13 protein-coding genes, 1 tRNA gene and 1 riboswitch are annotated in these 21,510 nt (G+C 63.4%); of the genes, 6 read left to right on the top strand and 8 right to left on the bottom strand.

Going from position 1 to position 21,510, the window contains the following annotated elements:
- Positions 1–19 precede the first annotated feature (19 nt).
- The 4 genes from LQ953_RS09655 (at position 20) to LQ953_RS09640 (ending at position 6,309) form a co-directional block, all read left to right on the top strand.
- Complete coding sequence (locus LQ953_RS09655) at positions 20–2,413, top strand: FdhF/YdeP family oxidoreductase (protein WP_443026563.1); 2,394 nt, start codon at positions 20–22, stop codon at positions 2,411–2,413.
- Between the two features lie 332 nt (positions 2,414–2,745).
- A riboswitch (cobalamin riboswitch) is annotated at positions 2,746–2,968 on the top strand.
- A 124-nt stretch (positions 2,969–3,092) separates the two neighbouring features.
- Positions 3,093–4,076, top strand: a complete 984-nt coding sequence (locus tag LQ953_RS09650; protein ID WP_231030530.1) for a DUF1852 domain-containing protein — start codon at positions 3,093–3,095, stop codon at positions 4,074–4,076.
- A gap of 26 nt (positions 4,077–4,102) precedes the next feature.
- On the top strand, positions 4,103–5,131 hold the full coding sequence (locus LQ953_RS09645; protein WP_231030529.1) for a methionine synthase: 1,029 nt from the start codon (positions 4,103–4,105) through the stop codon (positions 5,129–5,131).
- A 179-nt stretch (positions 5,132–5,310) separates the two neighbouring features.
- A complete protein-coding gene (locus tag LQ953_RS09640) occupies positions 5,311–6,309 on the top strand; it encodes a bile acid:sodium symporter family protein (protein WP_231030528.1) in 999 nt (332 codons plus the stop codon).
- A 576-nt stretch (positions 6,310–6,885) separates the two neighbouring features.
- On the opposite strand, the gene LQ953_RS09635 is transcribed toward LQ953_RS09640, so the two are convergent.
- A complete protein-coding gene (locus LQ953_RS09635) occupies positions 6,886–9,345 on the bottom strand; it encodes a zinc-dependent metalloprotease (protein ID WP_231030527.1) in 2,460 nt (819 codons plus the stop codon).
- Between the two features lie 603 nt (positions 9,346–9,948).
- Here LQ953_RS09635 and LQ953_RS16345 point away from each other — a divergent pair.
- Complete coding sequence (locus LQ953_RS16345) at positions 9,949–11,988, top strand: ATP-binding protein (protein ID WP_231030526.1); 2,040 nt, start codon at positions 9,949–9,951, stop codon at positions 11,986–11,988.
- A 495-nt stretch (positions 11,989–12,483) separates the two neighbouring features.
- On the opposite strand, the gene LQ953_RS09625 is transcribed toward LQ953_RS16345, so the two are convergent.
- From LQ953_RS09625 to LQ953_RS09615, 3 genes are read right to left on the bottom strand one after another with little or no spacing between them, the layout of a single operon-like run.
- Positions 12,484–14,013, bottom strand: coding sequence for a DHA2 family efflux MFS transporter permease subunit (locus LQ953_RS09625; RefSeq protein ID WP_231030525.1), 1,530 nt, complete (start codon positions 14,011–14,013; stop codon positions 12,484–12,486).
- A 12-nt stretch (positions 14,014–14,025) separates the two neighbouring features.
- Positions 14,026–15,213, bottom strand: coding sequence for an HlyD family secretion protein (locus LQ953_RS09620; RefSeq protein ID WP_231030524.1), 1,188 nt, complete (start codon positions 15,211–15,213; stop codon positions 14,026–14,028).
- Entirely contained in the window at positions 15,206–16,663 is a 1,458-nt protein-coding gene (locus LQ953_RS09615; RefSeq protein ID WP_231030523.1) for an efflux transporter outer membrane subunit, read from the bottom strand. Before LQ953_RS09615 ends, LQ953_RS09620 begins: the two co-directional genes overlap by 8 nt.
- An 88-nt stretch (positions 16,664–16,751) precedes the next feature.
- On the opposite strand from LQ953_RS09615, the gene LQ953_RS09610 reads away from it, so the two are divergent.
- On the top strand, positions 16,752–17,381 hold the full coding sequence (locus LQ953_RS09610) for a TetR/AcrR family transcriptional regulator (protein ID WP_231030522.1): 630 nt from the start codon (positions 16,752–16,754) through the stop codon (positions 17,379–17,381).
- Positions 17,382–17,606: 225 nt separating this feature from the next.
- Here LQ953_RS09610 and LQ953_RS09605 read toward each other — a convergent pair.
- From LQ953_RS09605 to mreD, 4 genes are all read right to left on the bottom strand, one after another.
- Positions 17,607–17,682, bottom strand: a tRNA-Lys gene (locus LQ953_RS09605).
- 102 nt (positions 17,683–17,784) lie between these two features.
- Complete coding sequence (gene rodA, locus LQ953_RS09600; protein WP_231030521.1) at positions 17,785–18,903, bottom strand: rod shape-determining protein RodA; 1,119 nt, start codon at positions 18,901–18,903, stop codon at positions 17,785–17,787.
- Positions 18,900–20,936 (bottom strand): penicillin-binding protein 2, encoded by a 2,037-nt coding sequence (gene mrdA, locus LQ953_RS09595; RefSeq protein WP_231030520.1) that lies wholly within the window; start codon positions 20,934–20,936, stop codon positions 18,900–18,902. The genes rodA and mrdA overlap by 4 nt, the downstream gene beginning before the upstream one ends.
- Positions 20,936–21,448 carry a rod shape-determining protein MreD gene (gene mreD / locus LQ953_RS09590; protein ID WP_330999411.1) on the bottom strand — a complete coding sequence of 171 codons (513 nt, stop codon included), beginning with the start codon at positions 21,446–21,448 and terminating at the stop codon, positions 20,936–20,938. Before mreD ends, mrdA begins: the two co-directional genes overlap by 1 nt.
- Positions 21,449–21,510: the final 62 nt, after the last annotated feature.

The following is a 21,510-nucleotide window of genomic DNA, read 5'->3' as shown; positions in this document are numbered from 1 at the left end:
GAACAGATCGTCATGCCGCATGTTCCGGTGCAACCCACGCCGCAGCCGAGGAGTTTTCGCTACTCACCGTCGGCGGAGCATCTCTGTGAAAAAGCCCGAATATAAGCCGTACCGCCTTCCCGCCGGCGGGTGGGGTTCTGCCCGCTCCGTGGGGAACATCATACGGCGCGAGGGCGTGTTAGGCAGCGTGCCGCTTGCCTTGAGCCGCCACAACAAGGTGGATGGGTATCAGTGCAACAGCTGCGCCTGGGTGAAGCCTGCCAACCCGCTGCCGTTCGAATATTGTGAGAACGGCGTGAAGGCGGTCGCGTGGGAGCTGACGGCGAACCGCTGCACGCCGGAGTTTTTCGCGAAGCACACTGTGAGCGAACTCCGGGAATGGGATGAATACCAGTTGGAGCAACCCGGCCGGCTGACTCACCCCCTGCGCTACGATGCAGCAAGCGACAAATATGTCCCGGTTTCCTGGGGGCATGCAATGGATGAGATCGCGCGCGAGATGCGCGCCGTCGAGGACCGCAAGAAGGGTACGGTTTTCTATAGTTCCGGACGGCTGTCGAACGAGGGGAGCTACCTCTACCAGCTGTTCGCCCGGGCGTATGGCAACAACAATCTGCCCGACAGCTCCAACATGTGCCACGAAACGACTTCGGTGGCGCTTCCCATCAGCATTGGACAGGGCGTCGGCACCATCGATCTGGGCGATTTCGCCAAGACCGAGTGTATCATGTTTTTCGGGCAGAATCCTGGAAGCAATTCACCCCGCATGCTCCACCCGCTGCAGGAGGCGAGCCGGCGCGGCGTGCCGATCATCACCTACAATCCGTTGCGCGAGCGCGGTCTCGAGCGTTTCGTAAACCCGCAATCGCCCACGGAGATGCTGACGGGCAAGGAGACGCGGATCAGCTCGCAATATCATCAAGTCAGGACCGGCGGCGATCTCGCGGCGCTGGCCGGGATCTGCAAGGCGGTGCTGACGCTACACGACGAGGCGAAGGCATCCGGCGGCTCGGTGCTCGACGAGGCGTTCATCGCCGAACATACCGCCGGTTTCGAGAGCTTCGCCGACTGGGTCCGTGCGCAGGATTGGGACGAGCTGGAGCGCCGCTCGGGCTTGTTCCGCGCCGACATGGAAGCAACCGCCCAAGTCTATAGCCAGGCGCGCGCGACGATCGGCATATATGGCATGGGCCTCACCCAGCATCAGGCAGGGGTAGAAACCATCCAGATGCTGGTGAACCTCCTGCTGATGCGCGGCAACATCGGCCGCGAAGGCGCAGGCATCTGCCCGGTTCGCGGTCACTCCAACGTGCAGGGGCAACGCACGATGGGGGTCACGGAAAAGCCTGAACTGTTCCCGCTCGACCGTCTGGGCGAGCAGTTCGGCTTCGAGCCGCCGAGAGAGCGCGGCTACGACACGGTGGACACCTGCGAAGCGGTACTGCGGGGCGATGTCCGCGCGTTCATCATGCTGGGCGGCAACTTCGTCCGGGCCATCCCGGATCACGGCCAGATGGAGCCGGCCTGGCGCAAGATCCGGCTGACGGTGAACATTATCACCAAGCTCAATCGTAGCGCTCTGCTGCCCGGCGAGATCAGCTATATCCTGCCGGTGATTAGCCGCCTGGAGATCGACGAGACTCAGGCCGGACAACAAGTACTGTCGATGGAGGATACTTCAGGCTGCATCCACGGCAACCGGGGCCTGCGCACGCCTGCGTCGCCGCACCTGATAAGTGAGGTGCGGTTGATCTGCGAACTGGCCCAACGAGTGCTCGATCCTAACCCGCGCATGCGCTGGGATGCGTATATGTCGGACTACGCCGAGATTCGTCGCGAAATCGGTGGGACACTGCCGGACATCTTCTGGGATTATGAGCGCCGTATGTGGGAGCCCGGCGGCTTCCAGCGGCCCCTGCCGGCGAAGAAGCGGGAATGGCACACCGACACCGGTCGTGCCAAGTTCGTGACGCCCAAGGCCTTGGACGAAGATCTCGATATGCCTGCCCCGGGCCGCGACGTTCTCAGGCTGATGACGCTTAGGAGTAATGATCAGTTCAACACCACCGTATACGGGTATGACGACCGCTTCCGGGGCATCAAGAACACGCGCAAGGCAGTGCTGATGAACCGTTCGGATATCGATCGACTTGGATTGAAGGTAGGTCAGGCGGTCACATTAAGGACGGTCGCAGACGACGGGGTCGATCGGCATCTTTCCGGCATGCTAGTGGTTGCCTACGACATTCCGATCGGTTGCATCGGTGGCTATTATCCCGAATGCAACGTGCTGATGCCGGTCTGGCACTATGCCGCCGGAAGTAGGACGCCGGCGGCGAAGTCGATCCCGGTCACCGTTCATTCGGATGGTCCCGAAATACTTGAGCCGCAGCTGGAGTATGCCGAGGGATAGAACCGTTCTCTGGTTGGTCTGACGCGAGACTACGTCGGGCTGTTGTGATGCTTCGGGCTCGAAGCGACTGACCGCTTTCACCCTCTGCGCCACCCAAGGCGGCCTCGCTCCGGAGCAGCCAACAACTAACTCCATGTCCAGTTGCAGCCCTGAAAAACCGAACTCGGCTTCACAGGCAGGAGCTCAGGTCGGGAATGGCGTTCGGCTGCTGCTCGAGCCAAGGGATACATAGCCGACCTGACTGCCTGTTCCTCTGGAAAGGCAGGCTATGACGCCACATCATGATATAAAGATGTCTTTATATGGTGGTTGACAGCCCGGTGCTGATGGTGTTGAGAAGGGGCTGTCGAGGTTCCCCGCTTCAGGCATGACGGCGGGGCTAAGACGGGAAGCCGGTGGTGTCCTTTGGGGCAGAATCCGGCGCTGCCCCCGCAACTGTAAGCGGCGAGTGGCGGCTCCATTTCGTGTCACTGGGCGCTCGCAAGGCGCTCGGGAAGGCCGGAGCCACCGCGTTGACCCGTGAGCCAGGAGACCTGCCTTTCGACGCCATAACGTTCCTCGGACGGGGGTTCCTCCGGTGGATCGCGCTTGATGCGACGGTCCTTGGCTTCACGTTATTCGGGCCCGTCCGTGCCTCGCGCGCTTTCGCCTGACCTTCCGCCGCAAAGCCAGGTGAGTCATGACGAATAGCGGGTTCACATTCTCGATCAGCAGCATCCCATTTGACGAGCATTATCGTCCGGCTGACAACACGCGCATTACCACCAACTTCGCCAATCTCGCGCGCGGGGAAAGCCGGCAGGAGAATCTGCGCAACACGCTGATGATGATCGATCACCGTTTCAACGCGCTGATGCACTGGGACAACCCAAAAGGTGATCGCTACACGCTGGAGCTGAAGATCGTCTCGGCTGCGCTCACGCTTGGGGGCGGCGCGGATGACGAAGCGTTTCCGCTGATCGAGATCCTGCACACCACTGTCACCGACAGAACCAGCGGCGAGCGCAGCAATGGGATGATCGGCAACAACTTCTCGTCCTACGTGCGCGATTACGATTTCAGCGTCGTCCTGGCCGACCACCTCAAGGCCGGAGGTGGCGGGGCGCCGGAGGGCTTCGGCGATCTCCACGGCAATCTGTTCAAGCATTTCCTCAGGTCGAGCGCCTATCGCGACAACTTCCGCAAACCCCCGGTCATCTGCCTTAGCGTATCAAGCAAGGAGATCTATCACCGGACCGCCAACGTGCATCCGATCCTGGGTGTCGAGTATTGCAACGACAAGTTCTCACCCACCGATCAGTATTTTGCGAAGATGGGCATGAAGGTGCGCTACTTTATGCCGCCGCACAGTGTCGCTCCATTCGCCTTCTATCATATCGGCGATCTGGTCAGCGATTACACCAACCTCGAACTGGCCAGCACGATCGCCACGATGGAGACCTTCCAGAAGATCTACCGTCCGGAGATCTACAACGCCAATTCCGTCGCGGCGGAGCACTATCAGCCCAGCCTGAAGTATCAGGACTATTCGCTGACCCGCATCGTCTATGATCGCGAGGAGCGCAGCCGGCTCGCCGTCAAGCAGGGCAAATTCGCCGAAGAGCATTTCATCAAGCCGCACAGTGCCGCGCTCCAGCGCTGGTCTGCGACCTGCGGCCTCTGATCCCCACGCACTTGAAGGTATTGCCTATGACCACTCTGTTGCCGACAACCACTGCGGGCAGCCTGCCCAAGCCTTCCTGGCTCGCCACGCCCGAGACGCTGTGGTCGCCGTGGAAGCTAGAGGGCGAGGAGCTGCTTGCGGGCAAGCAGGACGCATTGCGCCTGGCTGTCGACGATCAGCGGCAGGCCGGCATCGACATCCTCGGTGACGGCGAACAGACGCGCCAGCACTTCGTCACCACGTTCATCGAGCATCTGGACGGCGTCGATTTCGAGAAGCGGGAGACGGTGCGCATCCGCAACCGCTATGACGCTAGTGTGCCGACGGTCGCTAGTGCCGTCTCGCGGGCGAAGTCGGTTTTCGTCGAGGACGCTCGTTTCCTGCGCGCGCAGACCGATCAGCCGATCAAGTGGACGCTGCCGGGGCCGATGACGATGATCGATACGCTTTATGACGCGCACTATCGGAGCCGCGAGAACCTGGCGTGGGAATTTGCCCGCATCCTCAACGAGGAAGCGCGGGACCTGGAAGCGGCCGGCGTCGACATCATCCAGTTCGACGAACCCGCGTTCAACGTATTCTTCGACGAGGCGAACGATTGGGGTATCGCGGCGCTGGAGCGCGCGGCCGACGGGCTGAAGGCCCAGACCGCGGTCCACATCTGCTACGGCTATGGCATCAAGGCCAACACCGACTGGAAGAAGACGCTCGGCTCCGAATGGCGCCAGTATGAAGAGACGTTCCCCAACCTCCAGAAGTCGAAGATCGATATCATTTCGCTGGAATGCCAGAACTCCCGCGTGCCGATGGACCTGATCGAGCTGATCCGAGGCAAGAAGGTGATGGTCGGCGCCATCGACGTCGCGACCGACACGATCGAGACGCCGGAACAGGTCGCCGAGACGCTGCGCAACGCGCTGCGCTTCGTTGATGCCGACAAGCTCTACCCGGCCACCAACTGCGGCATGGCGCCGCTGTCCCGTGAGATCGCACGCGGCAAGCTGAAGGCGCTGGCTGCCGGCGCCGAGATCGTTCGTCAGGAACTGGCGGCCTGAGCGGCAGCCGATATCGTGTGGCCTTTCCGTTAGAATGGCGCCCCTCACCTGAAGATTTCTCCGGTACCGCTGATCCCGCTCTTTCATGAAAAGGCGGGCGCGGTATCGGAGAGCCGTAAGCACAAGCGGTTCGCACGCGCCAACGTGTCATGGCGAACCGCAAGATCGGATTATCGTCTATGAAGGCCATTCTTAGTCGGCTTCGGATCGACGCCTACATCCTCGCGATCGTCGGAATGGTGGTGATCGCCGCGATCCTGCCCGCCCGGGGCGCGGGCAAGGACGTGCTCGACATTGTGGTGCACGCTGCCATCGCGCTCCTGTTCTTCATCTACGGGGCGCGGATTTCCCGGCAGGCGATCTGGACGGGCATCCTGCACTGGCGGCTGCAATCCTTGGTGTTCGCCACGACGTTCGTGGTATTTCCGCTGTTGGGCTTGGGGATCGCGAAACTCGCTGGCGGATATCTCGACAGCGGACTTGCCACCGGGCTGATCTTCGTCGCGCTGCTGCCCTCGACGGTCCAGTCCTCGATCGCCTTCACGTCGATCGCCCGGGGCAACGTGCCCGCCGCCCTGTGCTGCGCGTCCTTGTCGAACCTTGCCGGTGTGGTCATCACGCCGCTGCTGGCAACGATGTTTCTCAGCGTCGGGACGGGCGGCATGTCGCTTGACTCGGTGGGCGACATCGCGCTCCAGATCCTGTTGCCGTTCGTCGTCGGCCAGTTCGCACGACCACTCATCGGCGAATGGTTGAACCGGCAGAAGACGCTGACGATGCTCGTCGATCGCGGTTCGATCCTTCTCGTCGTCTATTCCGCGTTCAGTGCGGGCGTCGTGGCGGGCATATGGAGCAAGGTGACACCGCAAAGCCTCGGGCTCGTCATCGTCCTTGATCTCGTGATGCTGGCAGTCGTGCTGGTCGCCACCATGACGGCAAGCCGCTTCCTGCGCTTCACCACCGAGGACGAGATCGCCATCGTGTTCTGTGGATCGAAGAAGAGCATGGCGAGCGGCTTGCCGATGGCAAACATCATTTTCCCGGCCAGCTCGGTTGGGCTCATCGTTCTGCCGCTGATGCTGTTCCACCAGATGCAGTTGATGGTCTGTGCCGCGCTTGCGCGGCGCTACGCTAAGCGGGCCTCTAAAGCCGCTCCGATCGCCCCTACCCAAACATGATCCCATTCCCCGATGCCGATGCAACCGGTGACCCAGGACCGAGACCGATGAACGTGTCTAGCCATATCACCAAGAACAGTGACTTGCGCCGCGTGTTCAGTCGGTTTCCGACTGCATCACAGCGCTATGTGCGATAGATCAGGGCACGCCTGTCGGCATGACGGTTAGCGCGTTCACCGCTATCTCGATCATGGCTCAGCGACCTCGCGGGAACTGCGATCTTCGAGCGCATCAAGTCGATTAGCGTAAGAAGTTCCACCTTCAGAGGAACGAGCTTGCCACAAGGTCGGCCTCAGCCGGCCCAAAGCAAAGGTACTCCGGGGGCATCTCGGCTCAATAGCGACCCAAGTTGCTGTCGCGCCTTGAGTTTGGGGTGCAGAAGATCCCGTGCTCTTCCGATAATGCCAGACGAAGGATGAAGGAGGCGATACCGAACATCGAGACGGCCGAACTATGGGCCAGCCGGAACGGCTAACAGACTTGAACGGGCCGATCGTCGCGAGAAGCTGCCGATGGCTGAAGTGAACGAATGGCGGAAGTGGAGGAGCGGGCCGGCCGGTCTGAAAAGCTGTCCTTTCAGTCCTCGTCGGATCCAATCGGCATGCCGGGAGGGATCGTCACGTCGGCATCCTTGTCGCGCAGCGCCGCCGCCAGCGCCTCCCGATCTCGCAGCAGCCGAGCGGTTGCGAGCGCCCAACTGCGGTCGGCGCCGTTGGCAAAGGATCGAGCCTGCTGCCGGGCCGCCCAGTCGGCGAGCGCTTGGTCGATCAGGCTTGCGGCTTCCGCGCCACCGGCTGGATCGGCTGTTGCCTTTGCCAAATTGAGGACAACTCGCCTGCCGACGACCCGGCGGACCGCCGCCAGTCGGGGGTCCGCCGTGGGCGTGTCCGCAATCGCTAGCAGCCGAGTGGCGAGCAGCGCTGGGCTGGGTACCGCAGGATCGCGGCGGCTCTGGTCCGCGAGACGCGCGATGCGCTCTGGTGCCAGCAGCGCCCGCAAGCTGACTTCTGCAGCGACTTCGGCTGCCACCAGTGGGTCGAAGACGCTGCTGCCAGCAGTGCGCATGACCTCGATGTCGGTCTGCCGGTCGTTGTCGCCCGACCACCCGGCCGACAATTGCACGATCAGCCGCTCCGGCACATCCAGCTGGGTGGGAGCGAGCGTCGCCAGCACCGCATCGAGCGCGCGGTGCTGGACTACCCCATCCACCGCCACCGACGTTCCGCCAGTGCCGCCCGCGACCGCGTAGGTGGAGAAGACGCCACCTACCAGCTTGGTCGCTGCCTCCACCTGGTAGCGGTGGAGCAGCCAGATCGGAACGAATTTGCGCCGCAGCGCTGCTATCGGTTCGCCTGCGGCGAGCGCGTCTGGTCCGAAGCGAGCGACCGCGGCGGCGCGCACCTCCATCATGCGGTCGAGCTCTGCGACCGGATCGGCGCCATCGTCCCACAGGCTGCCCCATGGCTGCGATGCAGACGCGCTGCGAGCGTTCTCGTCGGTGACGAAACGCAGGCCGCGCTGGTCTGCCGCCGCTGCCTTGGCCCGTGCGGCCGTATCTGGGTTCGTGCCAGCGGAGTCCCCGTACAGCCAGTCGATCGCGTGCATGTCCCAGGCGCCGAGTCCGATGCCGTAGGCGTCCGACAGGTCGGGCGCGCCGTTCACCAGCCCGATGCGGGGTGCCGGATAGTCCATCACGGAGGCTCGGCCCTGCGTGCTGCCCGCGAAATTATGGAGCAGGCCAAGCGCATGACCGACTTCATGTGCGGCGAGCTGCCGGATGCGCGCGAGTGCCACTTGGGCCGGATCATTGGGTCCGCCCGTCCCCGTCTTGGCGGTGCCGACCAAGCCTTCGTAGATCAGCATATCCTGCCGGACGCGCAGCGACCCGAGCAGCACCGACCCCTTCAGGATTTCGCCCGTGCGCGGATCGGCGACGGCATAGCCGTATGACCAGCCCCGCGTCGCGCGGTTGACCCAGTTGACGACGTTGTAACGGATGTCGAGCGGATCCACTCCGTCGGGCAGGATCTTGACTTGGTAGGCGTCGATGAACCCGGCAGCCTCGAACGCCGTCTTCCACCATGATGCGCCTTCCAGCAGCGCGGTGCGGATCGGCTCGGGCGCCGCATTGTCGATGTAGAAGACGATCGGCTTCTTCACGCGAGAGCGCGGCGCGGCCGGATCGACCTTTTCCAGGCGGAATCGATTGGCGAGGTTCTGGACGATCTGCCCGCCGAGCGGCGCGCCGAAGTCGAGGATTTGGGTGGCGAAGCTTCCACCGCGGGGATCAAAGGCGCGGCTCACATAGCCTGCCTCAGGCAGCGCGATGAAGCTGTGGCGCACCACTAGCGTTACCTGCCGGGGATCGGGAGCGATGTTGCGCACCTCGGGCCCTGGCGTTTCGCTCGCGTAGGTCTGCCGCGCCTCGAACTCCAGGTTGCGCGGAAACGCACGTGCGCTGTTCGGATCGGCAGCGCTAAGCGCCTCGACCAGCTTCCAACCCTTCTCGCCGCTCGTGTTTAGCTGCGCGGCGATACCTTTGACGTCGCGAATGAGGAAAGGTGCGATATCGACCAGCAGCGCCCCGTGGGGACCATCTATCACGTCGCCGAGCCACAAGGTGGAGGTGGCGAAGGCATCCGCTGCTGCGGCCTGCTCCGCCGCCGACGCCCCCGTCGCACGAAAGCGCGGGTTCTCGAGCTCGAAGGCCACTTTCTTGCCCAGCCGACGGATGATCAGCACTTGCGCGGGCCTTGGTTGGGCGCGGTCGAGGCCGATGGGCGCCGAGCCGAGGCCGGTACGTAGCGAGGTGGTGTAGAGCAGGCGCGCCGCGACGCCGTCGCGACCAGGAGCCGGCAGCGACAGGAGGATCCGTCCCCCCTGCCGATCAACGTGGGTCGGGAGCAGTCCGTCGAGCCGCTCGGTCCCGTCAAGCGCACTCCGGTTTTGCGCCGTGCCCTCGTCCCTATGGGGTTCGGCTGCGACGGGAAGCGTGATCGTCATCAGGACGCCGGCGGCGATGGCATTGCGGATCATAGAACCCCCCGGTACTTTGGTGCCGGATCTCCCCGGTTCTCGCAAGTAGGGGCGCACTCAGGATCGAGGCGGCAACGTTCAGATGAGCATGTATACCGAGTTGGCCTGGTTCTCGACTTTCCTGCACGTGCGCTGATGCGACTATGAACAAGCGTCCGAAGTTGGGGGGAGCGGGCAGGCTGGTGTAAGCGGCCGCTTGTGGGTCGACGCGGAAGGGAACTTCTTTGCGGACCAATTTACGCGCTGATCCGGCGCCTCTGCCGGAGGCTTTCAAGGTGCTGCCCAGAGGACGTCCTTAGAAGAAAATCGCCGATCTGCTGACGGCCGCCTCCGCCCCGAAATGCGGTCGTTCGTCCCTGTCGCAACACTGCTTTCAAGCGGACCATAACCCATGCTGTAGAGTTACCCTAACTTGCGGACTTAGCGTTGCTTCCCCTGCCAGCGTGTTGTGTTCACAACCCCATGGTGCTTCCTCCATCAAGACGGGCCGAAGTAATGGTAAGTGCCATTTAGCGCGTAAAGCGTTACGGCTCCGGAGTGTAGAATGAGGGACGGCTCCGCCACATGCTCAATAGGCGAACCAGCGATATAGATGCGCCGAGTGTGCAGGTGCGCTACGGACGTTGGGCTATCGGCGCGGTCCTAATCGCAGGCCTGCTTGGCTCGGCACTTCTCTGGACGCTGGTTCTTCGACAAATCGAGTTCGAACGAGCGGAAGCGCTCCACGCCGCTGTCGCGCAGAATGAAGATCGATCGCTTGTTTTTCAGCAATATGTATCGCGAGTCCTTGGAACTGCTGATCTTGCCTGTCGCCATGTGGCAGCCTTACGCGCACTCGCAGCTATTCCTGTCGGAACTAAGAGATACCCGAGCCTGATAAATGATCCGATCGCTCAAGATCCGGGCTTCCTTGGTCTCAGCGTGGTGGATGCGCGGGGAGATCTTGTTGCCACCACTCGGGAGGGCTTGGTCGGCACCCCTAATGTTGCTCAACACGAAGCGTTCCTTGCCCACCGAGATCAAGACACTCGACGGCTGTTCGTGAGCAAACCAACTTACTCGCACACGCTGAACAACAAAGCCATTCTGCTGACCAGGCGTCTCAACCTTTCGAACGGAACCTTCGCTGGCGTGGTGACCGTCCATTTCGCCCCCGCACAGCTAACTGCAGTTTTCGGCGAGAAGGCGGTCAAGCCCTCAGAGTCGGCTTGGTTGGTGGGGCTAGACGGCACAGTCAGAGCTCGAGTGACAGCCGGTGTGGTCAATTCCGGTGACGATGTGACGGGTGGTGTCCTTTTTCGTGAACAACAGCGAACGGAGCGAGGACAACTTGTCGGACCTGGCACACTCGACGGAAAGGTCCGGCTCGTCAGCTATCGCCGGGTGCCGGGATATCCTTTGTTTGTGAGCTACAGCATCCTTCGCGACGACGCCCTGCTCGAAGCGGTGCAGCGCGCGAACCTTCTGCGTATCGGAGCGATGCTAGCTACCTTGATGGTGGCCGTTCTCAGTGCGATCGTTATCTACTTTATTCGTTTTCGTGAACGTCGATCCTGGGAGCTTGCGATCGCCAAATCGCGCTTGGAGGAAGCGCAGCGCGTGGCTGGAATTGGCGACTGGGCGTATAACTTACAGGAAAAAAGGATAACTTGGTCGCCACAGCTGTACAGGATGTACGAGCGCAGTTCGCCACTTAGCCCCCTCAGCGCCGATTTCGCGGAGGTGTTGCCCGAGGAGTCGGCGCATCGGCACCAGACAGAGATTATCCGTGTGCTAAAAAACGGCGTTCCTGCTTCGTGGGATTTACAAGTAAACCTTTCAAGCGGCGCGTCTCGCTTCCACCGCCTTTCATCAGTTCCCACAAAGGGCAGGCACGGAGAGATCGTCGGGTTCCATGGCACCATTCAAGATATAACTGAAATCAAGAAGCACGAGACACTACAAAACGAACTTGCGCATCTCTCTCGAAACGGAGCGTTGAACGCGCTCGCTGCTACTCTTTCACACGAACTAAATCAGCCGCTAACCGCCGCGAGCAATTACCTGAGCGCAGCAAGTTATATGGCTTCGCAACTCCCGGCTGCCGCTGGTGCTTCGACCGTTACAGCCCTGCGAGATGCTCGCGCACAAATCCTCCGCGCTGGAGAAATCATCAAACGAGTCCGCGGCTTGGCATCTGGTGCGGGCGAACGCGTGGTAGTCAGCATAGACGACCTTATCACCGAAGCTATGGCCACGATAGCTGTGACTAAGGTTTGCGCCGAACCTGTCGCCTTGGATCCCTCCAGTGAGGAAATCTTGGTGAACGTCGACACCGTTCAAATCCAGCAGGTCATCCTTAATCTCGTACGAAATGCGTGCCAAGCTCAGAACGCCGGCTCACCGCCACCTCTCGTCGAGGTTCATTCCGGATCGGACAGCAAGGTTCACGTATGCGTGACTGACCATGGCCCCGGATTCTCGAAGGAAATGCTCGAGAAGCTCGGGACACCGGTTGCCAGTTCGAAAAACGGGGGTCTGGGGTTGGGGCTCTCCATATCAAAGACAATCATCGAAGCACATGGAGGCGCTCTGCAGGCGAGAAACAATGCTCCGCGAGGAGCTACCGTGTGCTTTTCATTGCCGATACATAGCAGCGATTGATCCGGTGAAGCGCAGCAGGCTCGCACAGCCCAATCATCGCTCCAAAATCTCTTACTCGAGTTCAGGTCTACATAGGTGGGCTCGCAAGCGCTAAGAGGCTAGGCAGAATTGGAAGGATGGGCTCTCAGTGCCTGTCCGCATCCGGCCAATTGCAGATAATTCTCTGTAGTAAGAACGGCCGCGCCTGCTTTCTGTGAGGTTATGCCGTCGCTCCGCAAGATGCGTTGGCGATGGGCATAATTCGGCCTTCATCCTGAACCAAAAAATCAAGTGTTTCACACCTGACGTAAAGCTTGCATTGCAGTGCGAAAATATCACGCGAGTAACCGATGTTAGGAATTCGCAGAACAATGATGTTGATGGAAGCTCAGCTTGATGTTCAGCCTCGCTGCTTAAATCTTTCTGATCGTCAATGGGATCCCGATTGCGGCAGCTAAGGGGTCCTTTACAGACAGCCCGTGCTAGTGCGATCCTCCTTTCGCGTCCGCTGATCGGCTAGTGCGCCGCGCCCGGCCCGACCGCCCGGCGCGGCCTCGGAGTCAGCCAGATGATCATGGCGGAAAAGCCGAAGATCACCGCTGACAGCATGAAGATGTGCGTCGTCGCGACCGCGAACGCCTCCTTCTCGACGAGGTTCACGATCACGCCGCGAATCTGGTCGATCGAGAAGCCCTGCGCGCTCAGCGCCTGCGTCGCGCTCTGGTCGTTCAGTCGGCCTGCCATCTCCGCGCGCGCCACGCGTGCGCTGTTGTCCCACATGGTTGTGGATATCGACGTGCCGATCGCCCCGGCCATGGTGCGCAGGAAGCTCATCAAGCCCGCCGCCGATGCCGTCTCGTGGGGCTCTACTGCGCCCAGCGCAATCGTGGTCAGGGGGATGAAGAAGAACGGCATGCCGAAGCCTTGGAGCATCTGCGGGAAAGCGAGCGACCAGAAATCGGCCTGGCTGTTCCACCCGACCCGCAGCAGCGACGCCATGCCTAGCCACAGGATGCCGAAGCATACCAGCGCGCGCGGATCGACCTTGGTCGAAAGCTTGGCGACGATCGGCGACATGATCACCGCCGCCACGCCGGTGAACGCCGTGGCATAGCCGGCATAGGTCGCGGTGTAGCCCATGCTGGTCTGCAACCATTGCGGGATGATCACCGCCGAAGAGAAGAATGTCGCAAAGGCGAAGGACAGCGAGATCACGGCGACGGTGAAGCCGCGGTGGCGAAAGACGCGCAGGTCCACGATTGGCTGGTCCTCGGTCAGTTCCCAGGCAAGGAACACCAGCAGCCCGACCACGGCGATCACCGCAAGCCAGATGATCGTGCCGTCGTTGAACCAGTCATGCTCGCGGCCAAGATCGAGCATGATCTGCAGCGCGGCGATCCACAGCAGCATCAGCATCAGCCCGACCTTGTCGACCCGCAGCATCGCCGTTGGCGTTTCCGCGCGGGAGACGAGGCGGATCGACCCGAACACGCATAGCGCGGCGACCGGAATGTTGATGAAGAAGATCCAGTGCCAAGACCAGCTGTCCGAGATCGTGCCGCCCAGGATCGGACCTAGGATCGGCGCGACCACGGTGGTCATCGCCCAGATGCCCATCGCCTGGGCGCGCTGGTTGGGCGGGAAGATGCGCATCAGCAGCGTCTGACTGAGAGGCATCAGTGGGCCACCGCACAGCCCCTGCCCGATGCGGCAGGCGACGAGCATGCCGAGCGTCGTCGACAAGCCGCACAGAACCGAGAAGATGCCGAACCCGATCACGCCCCAGGTAAAGGTGCGCACCGTGCCGAACCTGCCCGCGAGCCAGCCGGTCAGCGGCACGCATACCGCCTCCGCCACGGCATAGGAGGTGATGATCCACGTCCCCTGACTGGCCGAAATGCCCAGGCTGCCGCCGATATGGGGCACCGAGACGTTCGCGATAGTGGTGTCGAGCACCACCATGAAGTTCGTAAGCGCGAGCACAGCGCCCGCCAGGATCAGCTTGAACCCGCTAAGGGGTGCCATGTCCTCGGCCTTGCCATTCATGGGCGAGGTTCCTTAGTTCTTGGAGACGTCGATCTCGGCGTCCATCGACAAACCTACGCGCAGCGGATGCGCCTGCAGCTCCTTGGGGTCGAGCGCCACGCGGACGGGCAGGCGCTGCACCACCTTGATCCAGTTGCCCGTGGCGTTCTGGGCCGGGATCAGCGCGAAAGACGAGCCGGTGCCGCCCGACAGCCCGACCACGCGGCCATGATATTCCACATCGCCGCCGTACAGGTCAGACGTGAGCGTAACCGGCTGGCCAACCTTGACCTTGGTCAGCTGGCCTTCCTTGAAGTTCGCATCGACATAGAGCTGGCCAACCGGGACGATCAGCATCAGCTGCGTGCCGGGTGCCACGCGCTGGCCGATAGCGACGTTACGGCGGGTGATCACGCCGTCCATCGGCGCACGAATGGTGGTGCGCTGAAGGTCGAGCTTCGCCTGGGCAAGCTTGGCCTGGGCGGCGAGCACTTCGGGCGCGGTAGCCGTGGTGGTGCCGCGGATCAGCGCGTCGTTGGCGGCGAGTTCGCCGGAGGCTGCGCCGCGGGTGGAGGTCGCCTGAGCGATGGCGGCGCGGGCAAGCTGGAGATTGGCCTGCGCGGTGGCGAATGCGTTGGTGGCCGAGCTCAGCTCCTCGCCCGACACGGCGCCGTTGGGCGCGAGGCGGCGGCGGCGTTCGAGATCGACGCGGGCGCGCTCATAATCGGCCTGCGCGGCAGTGAGCTGGGCGCGGGCGCGGGTGATGTCGGCCTCACGCGCCTGAACCTGCGCGGCGAGCGCGGCGCTGGTGGCCGAGGTCTGGCCGTACTGGCGCTGGGCTCGGGCAAGATCGGCCTCGGCCTGGGCGACGGCGATCCTGGCATCGCTGTCATCAAGGCGGACGAGCAAGTCGCCCTTCTTCACGGCCTGGGTGTCGGTGACTGCGACTTCGGCGACTTGGGCAGCGAGCATCGGGGTGATCGCGGCCGTGTCCGCGCCGACATAGGCATTATCGGTGCCAATATAGTGGCTGCCGATCATCGTGTACCACGCGCCATAGCCTGCGCCGCCGATGAGCACGAGCGCGCCGATGCCGCCCAGCAGCTTTTTACGCAGTCCACCGCGCGTCGGTGCCGGATCGGCGGCAAATTGCCCAGGAGCCTCCGGCGCCGGGGCTGCTTGCGAAGCCTGGTTACGGATCTGGGGATCGGCATCAGCCATGGATCTGGTCCTTGGAAGCGGCAGCAGCCGCGGAAGCAGGGGAGAAGCCGCCGCCCAGCGCGCGGACAAGCTGAATATCGAGTGTGAAGGCGCGGGTTTCGAGGTCGGCGACGATTTGTCGTGCCTGAAGCACGCGTTCCTCGGCCGTGAGCACGTCGAGGAAGGTCGACAAGCCACCCTCGTAGCGCTGACGCGCCACGCCATAGGCCTGTTCGGAGGAGGCGAGGGCCTGACGCGTTTCCGACAAGCGCGTGGCGAGTGCCCGCTGGCTCGTCACCGCGTCGGCGACTTCGCGATAAGCGGTGGCGACGGTGCCATCGTAGTTGGCGACGGCTTCGTCGAACGCCGCGCGGGCACCGCGATACTGGCCGGCAAGTTGCCCCCCGCGGAAGATCGGCAGGCTCACCGCTGGGCCAGCCTGGCCATAAGTCGAGCCGCCGTCGAACAGCTTATTAACGCCGAGCGTTTGGAAGCCGATCAGCGCGCTGAGATTCACTGCGGGATAGAAGTCGGCGCGCGCCACCTTGATGCGGGCGGCGGCAACCTCGACCCGCGCGCGCGCGGCAGCGATGTCGGGACGCCGGCCGATCAAATCGGTCGTGAGGCCGGCAGGCAGTCCGCGCGCGACCGCGGTGGCCGTCGGCAACGCGATCAAGAGGCCGCGATCGGGGCCCTGCCCGAGCAGCGCTGCAATCCGGTTGCGGGTAAGGCCGATCGCCTCGTCGGTCGCGGCGAGATCGGCACGGGCGGCGGGAACGCCGGCCTCCGCCTGCTTCTGTTCGGCCTGTGTGTCGAGGCCACTGGTCACGCGGTCGGTCACCAGCCTTTGCGTGCGGGTGCGGATTTCCAGCGCCTCAAACTGCACCGCACGCTGGCGGGAATAGCGCGCCAGGTCGGCATAAGCGCTGGCGATGTTGGTGGAGAGCACCAGCCGAGCCTGTTCCAGCTCAATGCGCGCGGCCTCCGCGTCCGAGGTGGCGGCGCGCAGTGCGGCGCGGTTACGGCCCCAAAGATCGAGGTCGAAGCTGAGCGTCGCCGCGACATGGCCGGTGTCGTTCCACCCCTGCGGTACAAACTCGGCGGGGATGCCATTGTTGTAGCTCTGCTTGGTTTCTAAGACGCTGGCCTCCGCGCCCACCGACGGCAGGCGAGCAGCGCCAGCCTGTTCGGCGTAGGCTCGGGCAGAGCGGAGGCGCGCGGCGGCGGCGGCGAGATCGGGTGTGCCGCGCAGACCCTCTTCGATCAGACCGGCAAGCTGGGCATCGCCATAGTCGGTCCACCAGCGGTCACCGGGCCAGGCGGCGACGGTTGCACCGGACGCGAGCAACTGAGTCGCAGCGAAGCTGGCCGCCGCACGCGGTTCGGGACGGACGCCGAGATCAGGGACGGTCGCGCAGCCCGAAAGGAGCGCCGCGCCCGCAGCCGCAGACAGAAGACGAGGAATGTGCATGAAAAAGCGCCGTACTGATTGGTACGGAAAGGCAGATGGCGATGGCTGCGCGCCTTGTCAACACGAAACTGTACTCTATAGTACGGCTATGGAAGGCTCCACCCCCGTCCCCGGCAAGCGTGAGGCGCGCAAGCAGGATCGCCGGTCGACGATCCTGTGCACGGCGCGGCGCGCGTTTCTCGAAAATGGCTATTCGGCCACGTCCATGTCCTCGATCGCGGTTGAGCTCGGTGGGTCCAAGGCGACGCTGTGGAACTACTTCTCGAACAAGGAAGAACTGTTTGCCGCGGTGCTTGATGAGGCGACGCGCGAATACCGCCAGCAGCTGACGGACCTGTTGAAGCCTTCCAACGATGTCCGGGCCACGCTGATGGAGTTCGCACGCGGCTTCCTGACCAAGCTTACGTCACCGGATGCGCTCAGGCTGCATCGTCTGGTGGCGGCGGAAGTGGGCCGCGCACCTGAAGTCGGCGAGATCTTCTATCGGCGCGCGCCGCAGCGGACCCGCGAACTGCTGACCGCCTTCATCGCCGAGGCAATGGCGGCGGGCCAGCTGCGCCAGGAGGATCCCGCCGAGGCGGCGCAGGTGATGATGGCCCTGTGCATGGGCGGGCTGCACCAGCGCATGCTGTGGGGCCAGGACGAAGGCGCCGCGGACAAGGTCGCCGCTGAGGCAGAGCGCGCCGCCGAAGTGTTCTTGCGGGCGTTCGTCATCTGAGTGCGCGATCTATCGAAGTTCGGATGCGCGGCTCCTGCCTCACATGTCGGTGAAGCATTTGCAGCCTTACGCAGACCAGCTGATTTTCGAGGGCAAATCAGGTCACACTGGCCCCTCAGGAGAAAGGCCGGGTCAAGGGCACAAAATAGGTCACAGTGGGGGCCAGCCACGGCTCAAGCTCGTCGCTGGAACCGACCTAACTAACTGATTGCAAAGAAGAAGGAATGGTGGACGCACTTGGGCTCGAACCAAGGACCCGCTGATTAAGAGTCAGCTGCTCTACCAACTGAGCTATGCGTCCATTCCGAGGCTGGTGAGGCGCTTGTTGGAAGAGCGCCACCGCGTTGGGAAGGCGCCTTTAGCGTCGCCTTCTGCCGCTTGTAAACCCCTTTTCTGGAAAAAATCACCAGCGGGTGACGCGGCGGTTCTCCCGATCGATCGACATCAGGATTCCTAAGCAGATCATGATCGTCATAACCGCGGTGCCGCCGAAGCTCACCAGCGGCAGCGGCACGCCGACGACCGGCGCCAGACCCATCACCATCGCCATGTTAATCGACGCGTAGAGGAAGATGGTGCCCGACAGCCCGGCGGCCGTCAGCCGGCCGAACTTGGTCTTGGCGCGCAGGCCGACACTGATCCCCCAGCCGATCAGCAGGCCGAAGGCCACGATCAGCAGCACGCCGCCCATCAGCCCCCACTCCTCCATCATCGTCGCAAGCGCGAAGTCGGTATGGCCTTCGGGCAGATAGTCGAGATGGCTCTGCGTGCCGTTCAGGAAGCCCTTGCCGAACCAGCCGCCCGACCCGATCGCGATCTTGGACTGGCTGATATGATAGCCGGTGCCGAGCGGGTCGCTTTCGGGGTCGAGGAAGATGAGAACGCGGTTGCGCTGATAGTCGTGCAGCAGAAAGTTGACCGCCAGCGGCGTCGAGACCGCCAGCAACAGCCCGCCGCCAATGAACAGCCGCAGCGGAATGCCCGCCAGGAACATCACGATCACGCCGCAGCCTGTGATCATAAGCGCCGTACCCAGGTCGGGCTGAAGCATCACCAGCCCGGCCGGGAGCCCGATCAGCACGGCGGCAGGCCAGAGCGCGCCGAACTTGCGGATGTCACCTGCCGGCAGCATCTCGTAGAAGCGAGCGATGGCAAGGACGATCACCGGCTTCATCAGCTCGGAGGGCTGGATCCGGATAAACCCGAGGTCGAGCCACCGCTGGCTGCCACCCGCTACCTTGCCCAGCAGCTCCACGCCGAACAACATCAGCAGGATGACGATATAGGCGGGAAAGGTGCCATGCGCCCACCAGCGTTCAGGCACCCGCGAGAGGGCGACCGCCATGCCGAGGAACACAAAGAATTTGAGGCCCTGGTTCCAGGCCCAGGGGTACAAATTGCCTCCGGCCGCCGAGAACAGCACCACCAGCCCGAAGGTGCCGATCGCCAGGACCAGCAGGATGACCTTCCATGGCAACTGGGCCAGCGGTTGCGGTACCAGCCCGGGCCCGAGCACGCTCATGGTTGGATCTCCGCGCTGCCGCGCTCAGCGGCTCTGGGGTCGATGGTGTTGGAGGTGGTGGCGTCCGCCGCCTCCGACGCGATGTTGCTGACCGCTCCCGCAGCATCCTCGGGCGCGGGGGGCGGGGGCGCACTCTGGGCTGCCTTGAACGCGTCGGCCTGCGCCTTCATGCGGGTGGTATAGTCGCCGCCCCAGGTCGGCTCGACTTCGTGCAGCGACTTGATTGCGCGCTCGCGGTCGAACAGGAACGTCATGATGTCGCGCCCGATCAGCGGGGTGTCGAGATTGCGGATCGTGTGGCCGTTATGCTCCAGCACGATGCCCGCGGCATATTTGGGTTTGTCGGCCGGCGCGAAGCACACCAGCAGCGCGTGGTCGCGCAGCTTGAAGGGCAGCTGCCCGTTCTTAAGCACACCGCCGCGCCGCTCGGCCATGGTAATGCGCCGCACCTGCGCGGTGCCGGTCTTGGCCGCCATCGCGACGCCGGGCACCAGCATCCGGGCCGCGCCACCGGTGCCGCCGGCATTCACGACCCCGAACATCGCGTCGCGGATGATCGCCAGCTGCTCGGGGCTGGCGTCCAGCGCTGGCGCGGGCTCCATGTGCGTCCCCGCGATCAGCCGCGGCACCAGCGCCCGGCCTGAGGCGAGCCGGCTGGTCATCACCGCCAGCTGGAGCGGGTTGGAGAGCACATAACCCTGGCCGATCGAGGCGTTCAGCCCGTCAGCCACTGTCCATTTGGTCTTGTAGCGTCGCAGCTTCCACGCGCTGTCCGGCACCGTGCCATAACGCTGGCTCGAAAAGGGCAGGTCGAACTTCTGCCCCAGCCCCAGCGCGCGGGCGACCGGCGCGATCGCGTCATAGCCGACGCGCCGGATCATCTCGTAGAAATAGATGTCGCAGCTCTGCATGATCGCCTGGCGCAGGTCGAGCGGCCCGTGCCCGCCGCGCTTGTGGCAGTGGAACACGCCGTTGCCGACGCGCATCGCGCCGCCACAGCTGATGCGCATATGCGGGTCGACTCCCGCCTGCATCAGCGCCAGCCCGTTCATCGGCTTCACGGTGGAACCCGGCGGATACAGCCCCTGAAGCACCTTGTTCATGAGCGGGACGTGGTCGTCCTCGGCCAGGATCTTCCACTCGCTCTGGCTGATCCCATCGGAAAAGGCGTTGGGATCATAAGAGGGCATCGACACCATCGACAGGATGTCACCATTCTCCACGTCGATCACCACCGCCGAGCCCGAATTGGTGCCCAGCCGCCGCGCGACATATTCCTGGAGCAGCGCGTCGATGGTCAGCTTGATGTTCTTGCCCGGCACGTCGGGCCGGGTCTCAAGCTCGCGCACCAAGCGGCCATGCGCAGTCACTTCGACGCGCTTGGCCCCGGCCCTGCCGCGCAGCTCGCCCTCCATTGCGCGCTCCAGCCCGTCCTTGCCCAGCTTGAAGCCGGGGGTGACGAGCAGCGGGTCCTTTTCCTTTTTGTACTGCTCGGCCGATGCGGTGCCGACATAGCCGACCAGATGCCCGACACCGGCGCCCAGCGGATAGTTGCGGGCAAAACCGCGGGTAGGGGAGACGCCCGGCAGTTCGGGCAGCCGCACGCTGATGGCGGCGAACCGCTCCCAGTCCAGATTCTCCTTCACCGCCACAGGCTGGAATCCGGCCGCGCGCTTCAGGTCCGTCTGGATGCGCTCCATCTCCTCGGGCGTGAGACCCAGGATCTGTTGCAGCGTGGCAAGCACCCGCTCCCGGTCGACCAGCCGGTCGGGGATGATGTCGACGCGGAAATCGGTGCGGTTGTTGGCGATCGGCACGCCGTTGCGGTCGACGATCCAGCCGCGCCGCGGGGGCGACAGCGTCATGTTGACGCGGTTGCTCTCGGCTAGCAGGTTGTAATGCTCGTTCTCGAACACCGCCAACCAGGTCATGCGTCCGGCGAGCACCAGGCCCACGGCGGCCTGCCCCCCGCCGAGCAGCAGCGCGCGGCGTGAAAAACTATAGGCCTGGCTTGCCTCGGTGATACGCGCCATCAGACTTTCTTAGCATCCCGGTCCAGCCAGGCACACAGGCGGAAGATAACCGGCATGAACGCCGCCGCAGTGACCAGCTGGAACAACAAGGCAGTGTCGACATGGGCGCCGAAGGGGACCGCAAGCAACCGGCCCGCAATCAGGCAGAAGCCGACAGCCCCGGTCGCGATAACCCAATCCTGCCAGAAATCACGCCATACCAGCCGCGTGTCTAGCACATCGATCGCCAGCACGCACAGCGTCCAGAGCAGCATCGCGCTGCCAAGTGGCTGCCCGCTCAGCAGGTCGTCGAAGAAGCCGAGCGGCACGGGCGCCCACACCCGCATCGAATTGCCCCGGATCATCCGCCATCCCAGCAGCATCATCAGCCCAAAGGGCGGCAGTATCGGCACCGTCGCGATCAGCGGAACCAGCGTCACCGCCGATCCGAGCGCGACGGACAAGGGTGCCAGCCATCGTGCTCGGGGCGGGCGCTCGCTCTGCCCGAAGGGAAGGATCTCGACGCCGCTCACTGTGCAGCCGGCGTGGCTGCAGGCGCTGGGGAGGGGGTGGCACCCGGCGTCGAGATCCTTCC

This window comes from Sphingomonas sp. IC-56 (assembly GCF_021043375.1).
GTDB lineage: Bacteria > Pseudomonadota > Alphaproteobacteria > Sphingomonadales > Sphingomonadaceae > Sphingomonas.
Note: the sequence above shows the minus strand (reverse complement) of the source record. Positions and strands in the feature narration are given on the sequence as shown.

Excerpts from the sequence above, each read along its gene's own strand:
- LQ953_RS09635 (WP_231030527.1), bottom strand. The coding sequence starts at position 9,345 with ATGATCCGCAATGCCATCGCCGCCGGCGTCCTGATGACGATCACGCTT.
- LQ953_RS09615 (WP_231030523.1), bottom strand. The coding sequence starts at position 16,663 with ATGCACATTCCTCGTCTTCTGTCTGCGGCTGCGGGCGCGGCGCTCCTT.
- LQ953_RS09655 (WP_443026563.1), top strand. The coding sequence starts at position 20 with ATGTTCCGGTGCAACCCACGCCGCAGCCGAGGAGTTTTCGCTACTCAC.
- LQ953_RS09645 (WP_231030529.1), top strand. The coding sequence starts at position 4,103 with ATGACCACTCTGTTGCCGACAACCACTGCGGGCAGCCTGCCCAAGCCT.
- LQ953_RS09625 (WP_231030525.1), bottom strand. The coding sequence starts at position 14,013 with ATGAATGGCAAGGCCGAGGACATGGCACCCCTTAGCGGGTTCAAGCTG.
- LQ953_RS09610 (WP_231030522.1), top strand. The coding sequence starts at position 16,752 with ATGGAAGGCTCCACCCCCGTCCCCGGCAAGCGTGAGGCGCGCAAGCAG.
- mrdA (WP_231030520.1), bottom strand. The coding sequence starts at position 20,936 with ATGGCGCGTATCACCGAGGCAAGCCAGGCCTATAGTTTTTCACGCCGC.
- LQ953_RS09650 (WP_231030530.1), top strand. The coding sequence starts at position 3,093 with ATGACGAATAGCGGGTTCACATTCTCGATCAGCAGCATCCCATTTGAC.
- LQ953_RS09640 (WP_231030528.1), top strand. The coding sequence starts at position 5,311 with ATGAAGGCCATTCTTAGTCGGCTTCGGATCGACGCCTACATCCTCGCG.
- rodA (WP_231030521.1), bottom strand. The coding sequence starts at position 18,903 with ATGAGCGTGCTCGGGCCCGGGCTGGTACCGCAACCGCTGGCCCAGTTG.
- LQ953_RS09620 (WP_231030524.1), bottom strand. The coding sequence starts at position 15,213 with ATGGCTGATGCCGATCCCCAGATCCGTAACCAGGCTTCGCAAGCAGCC.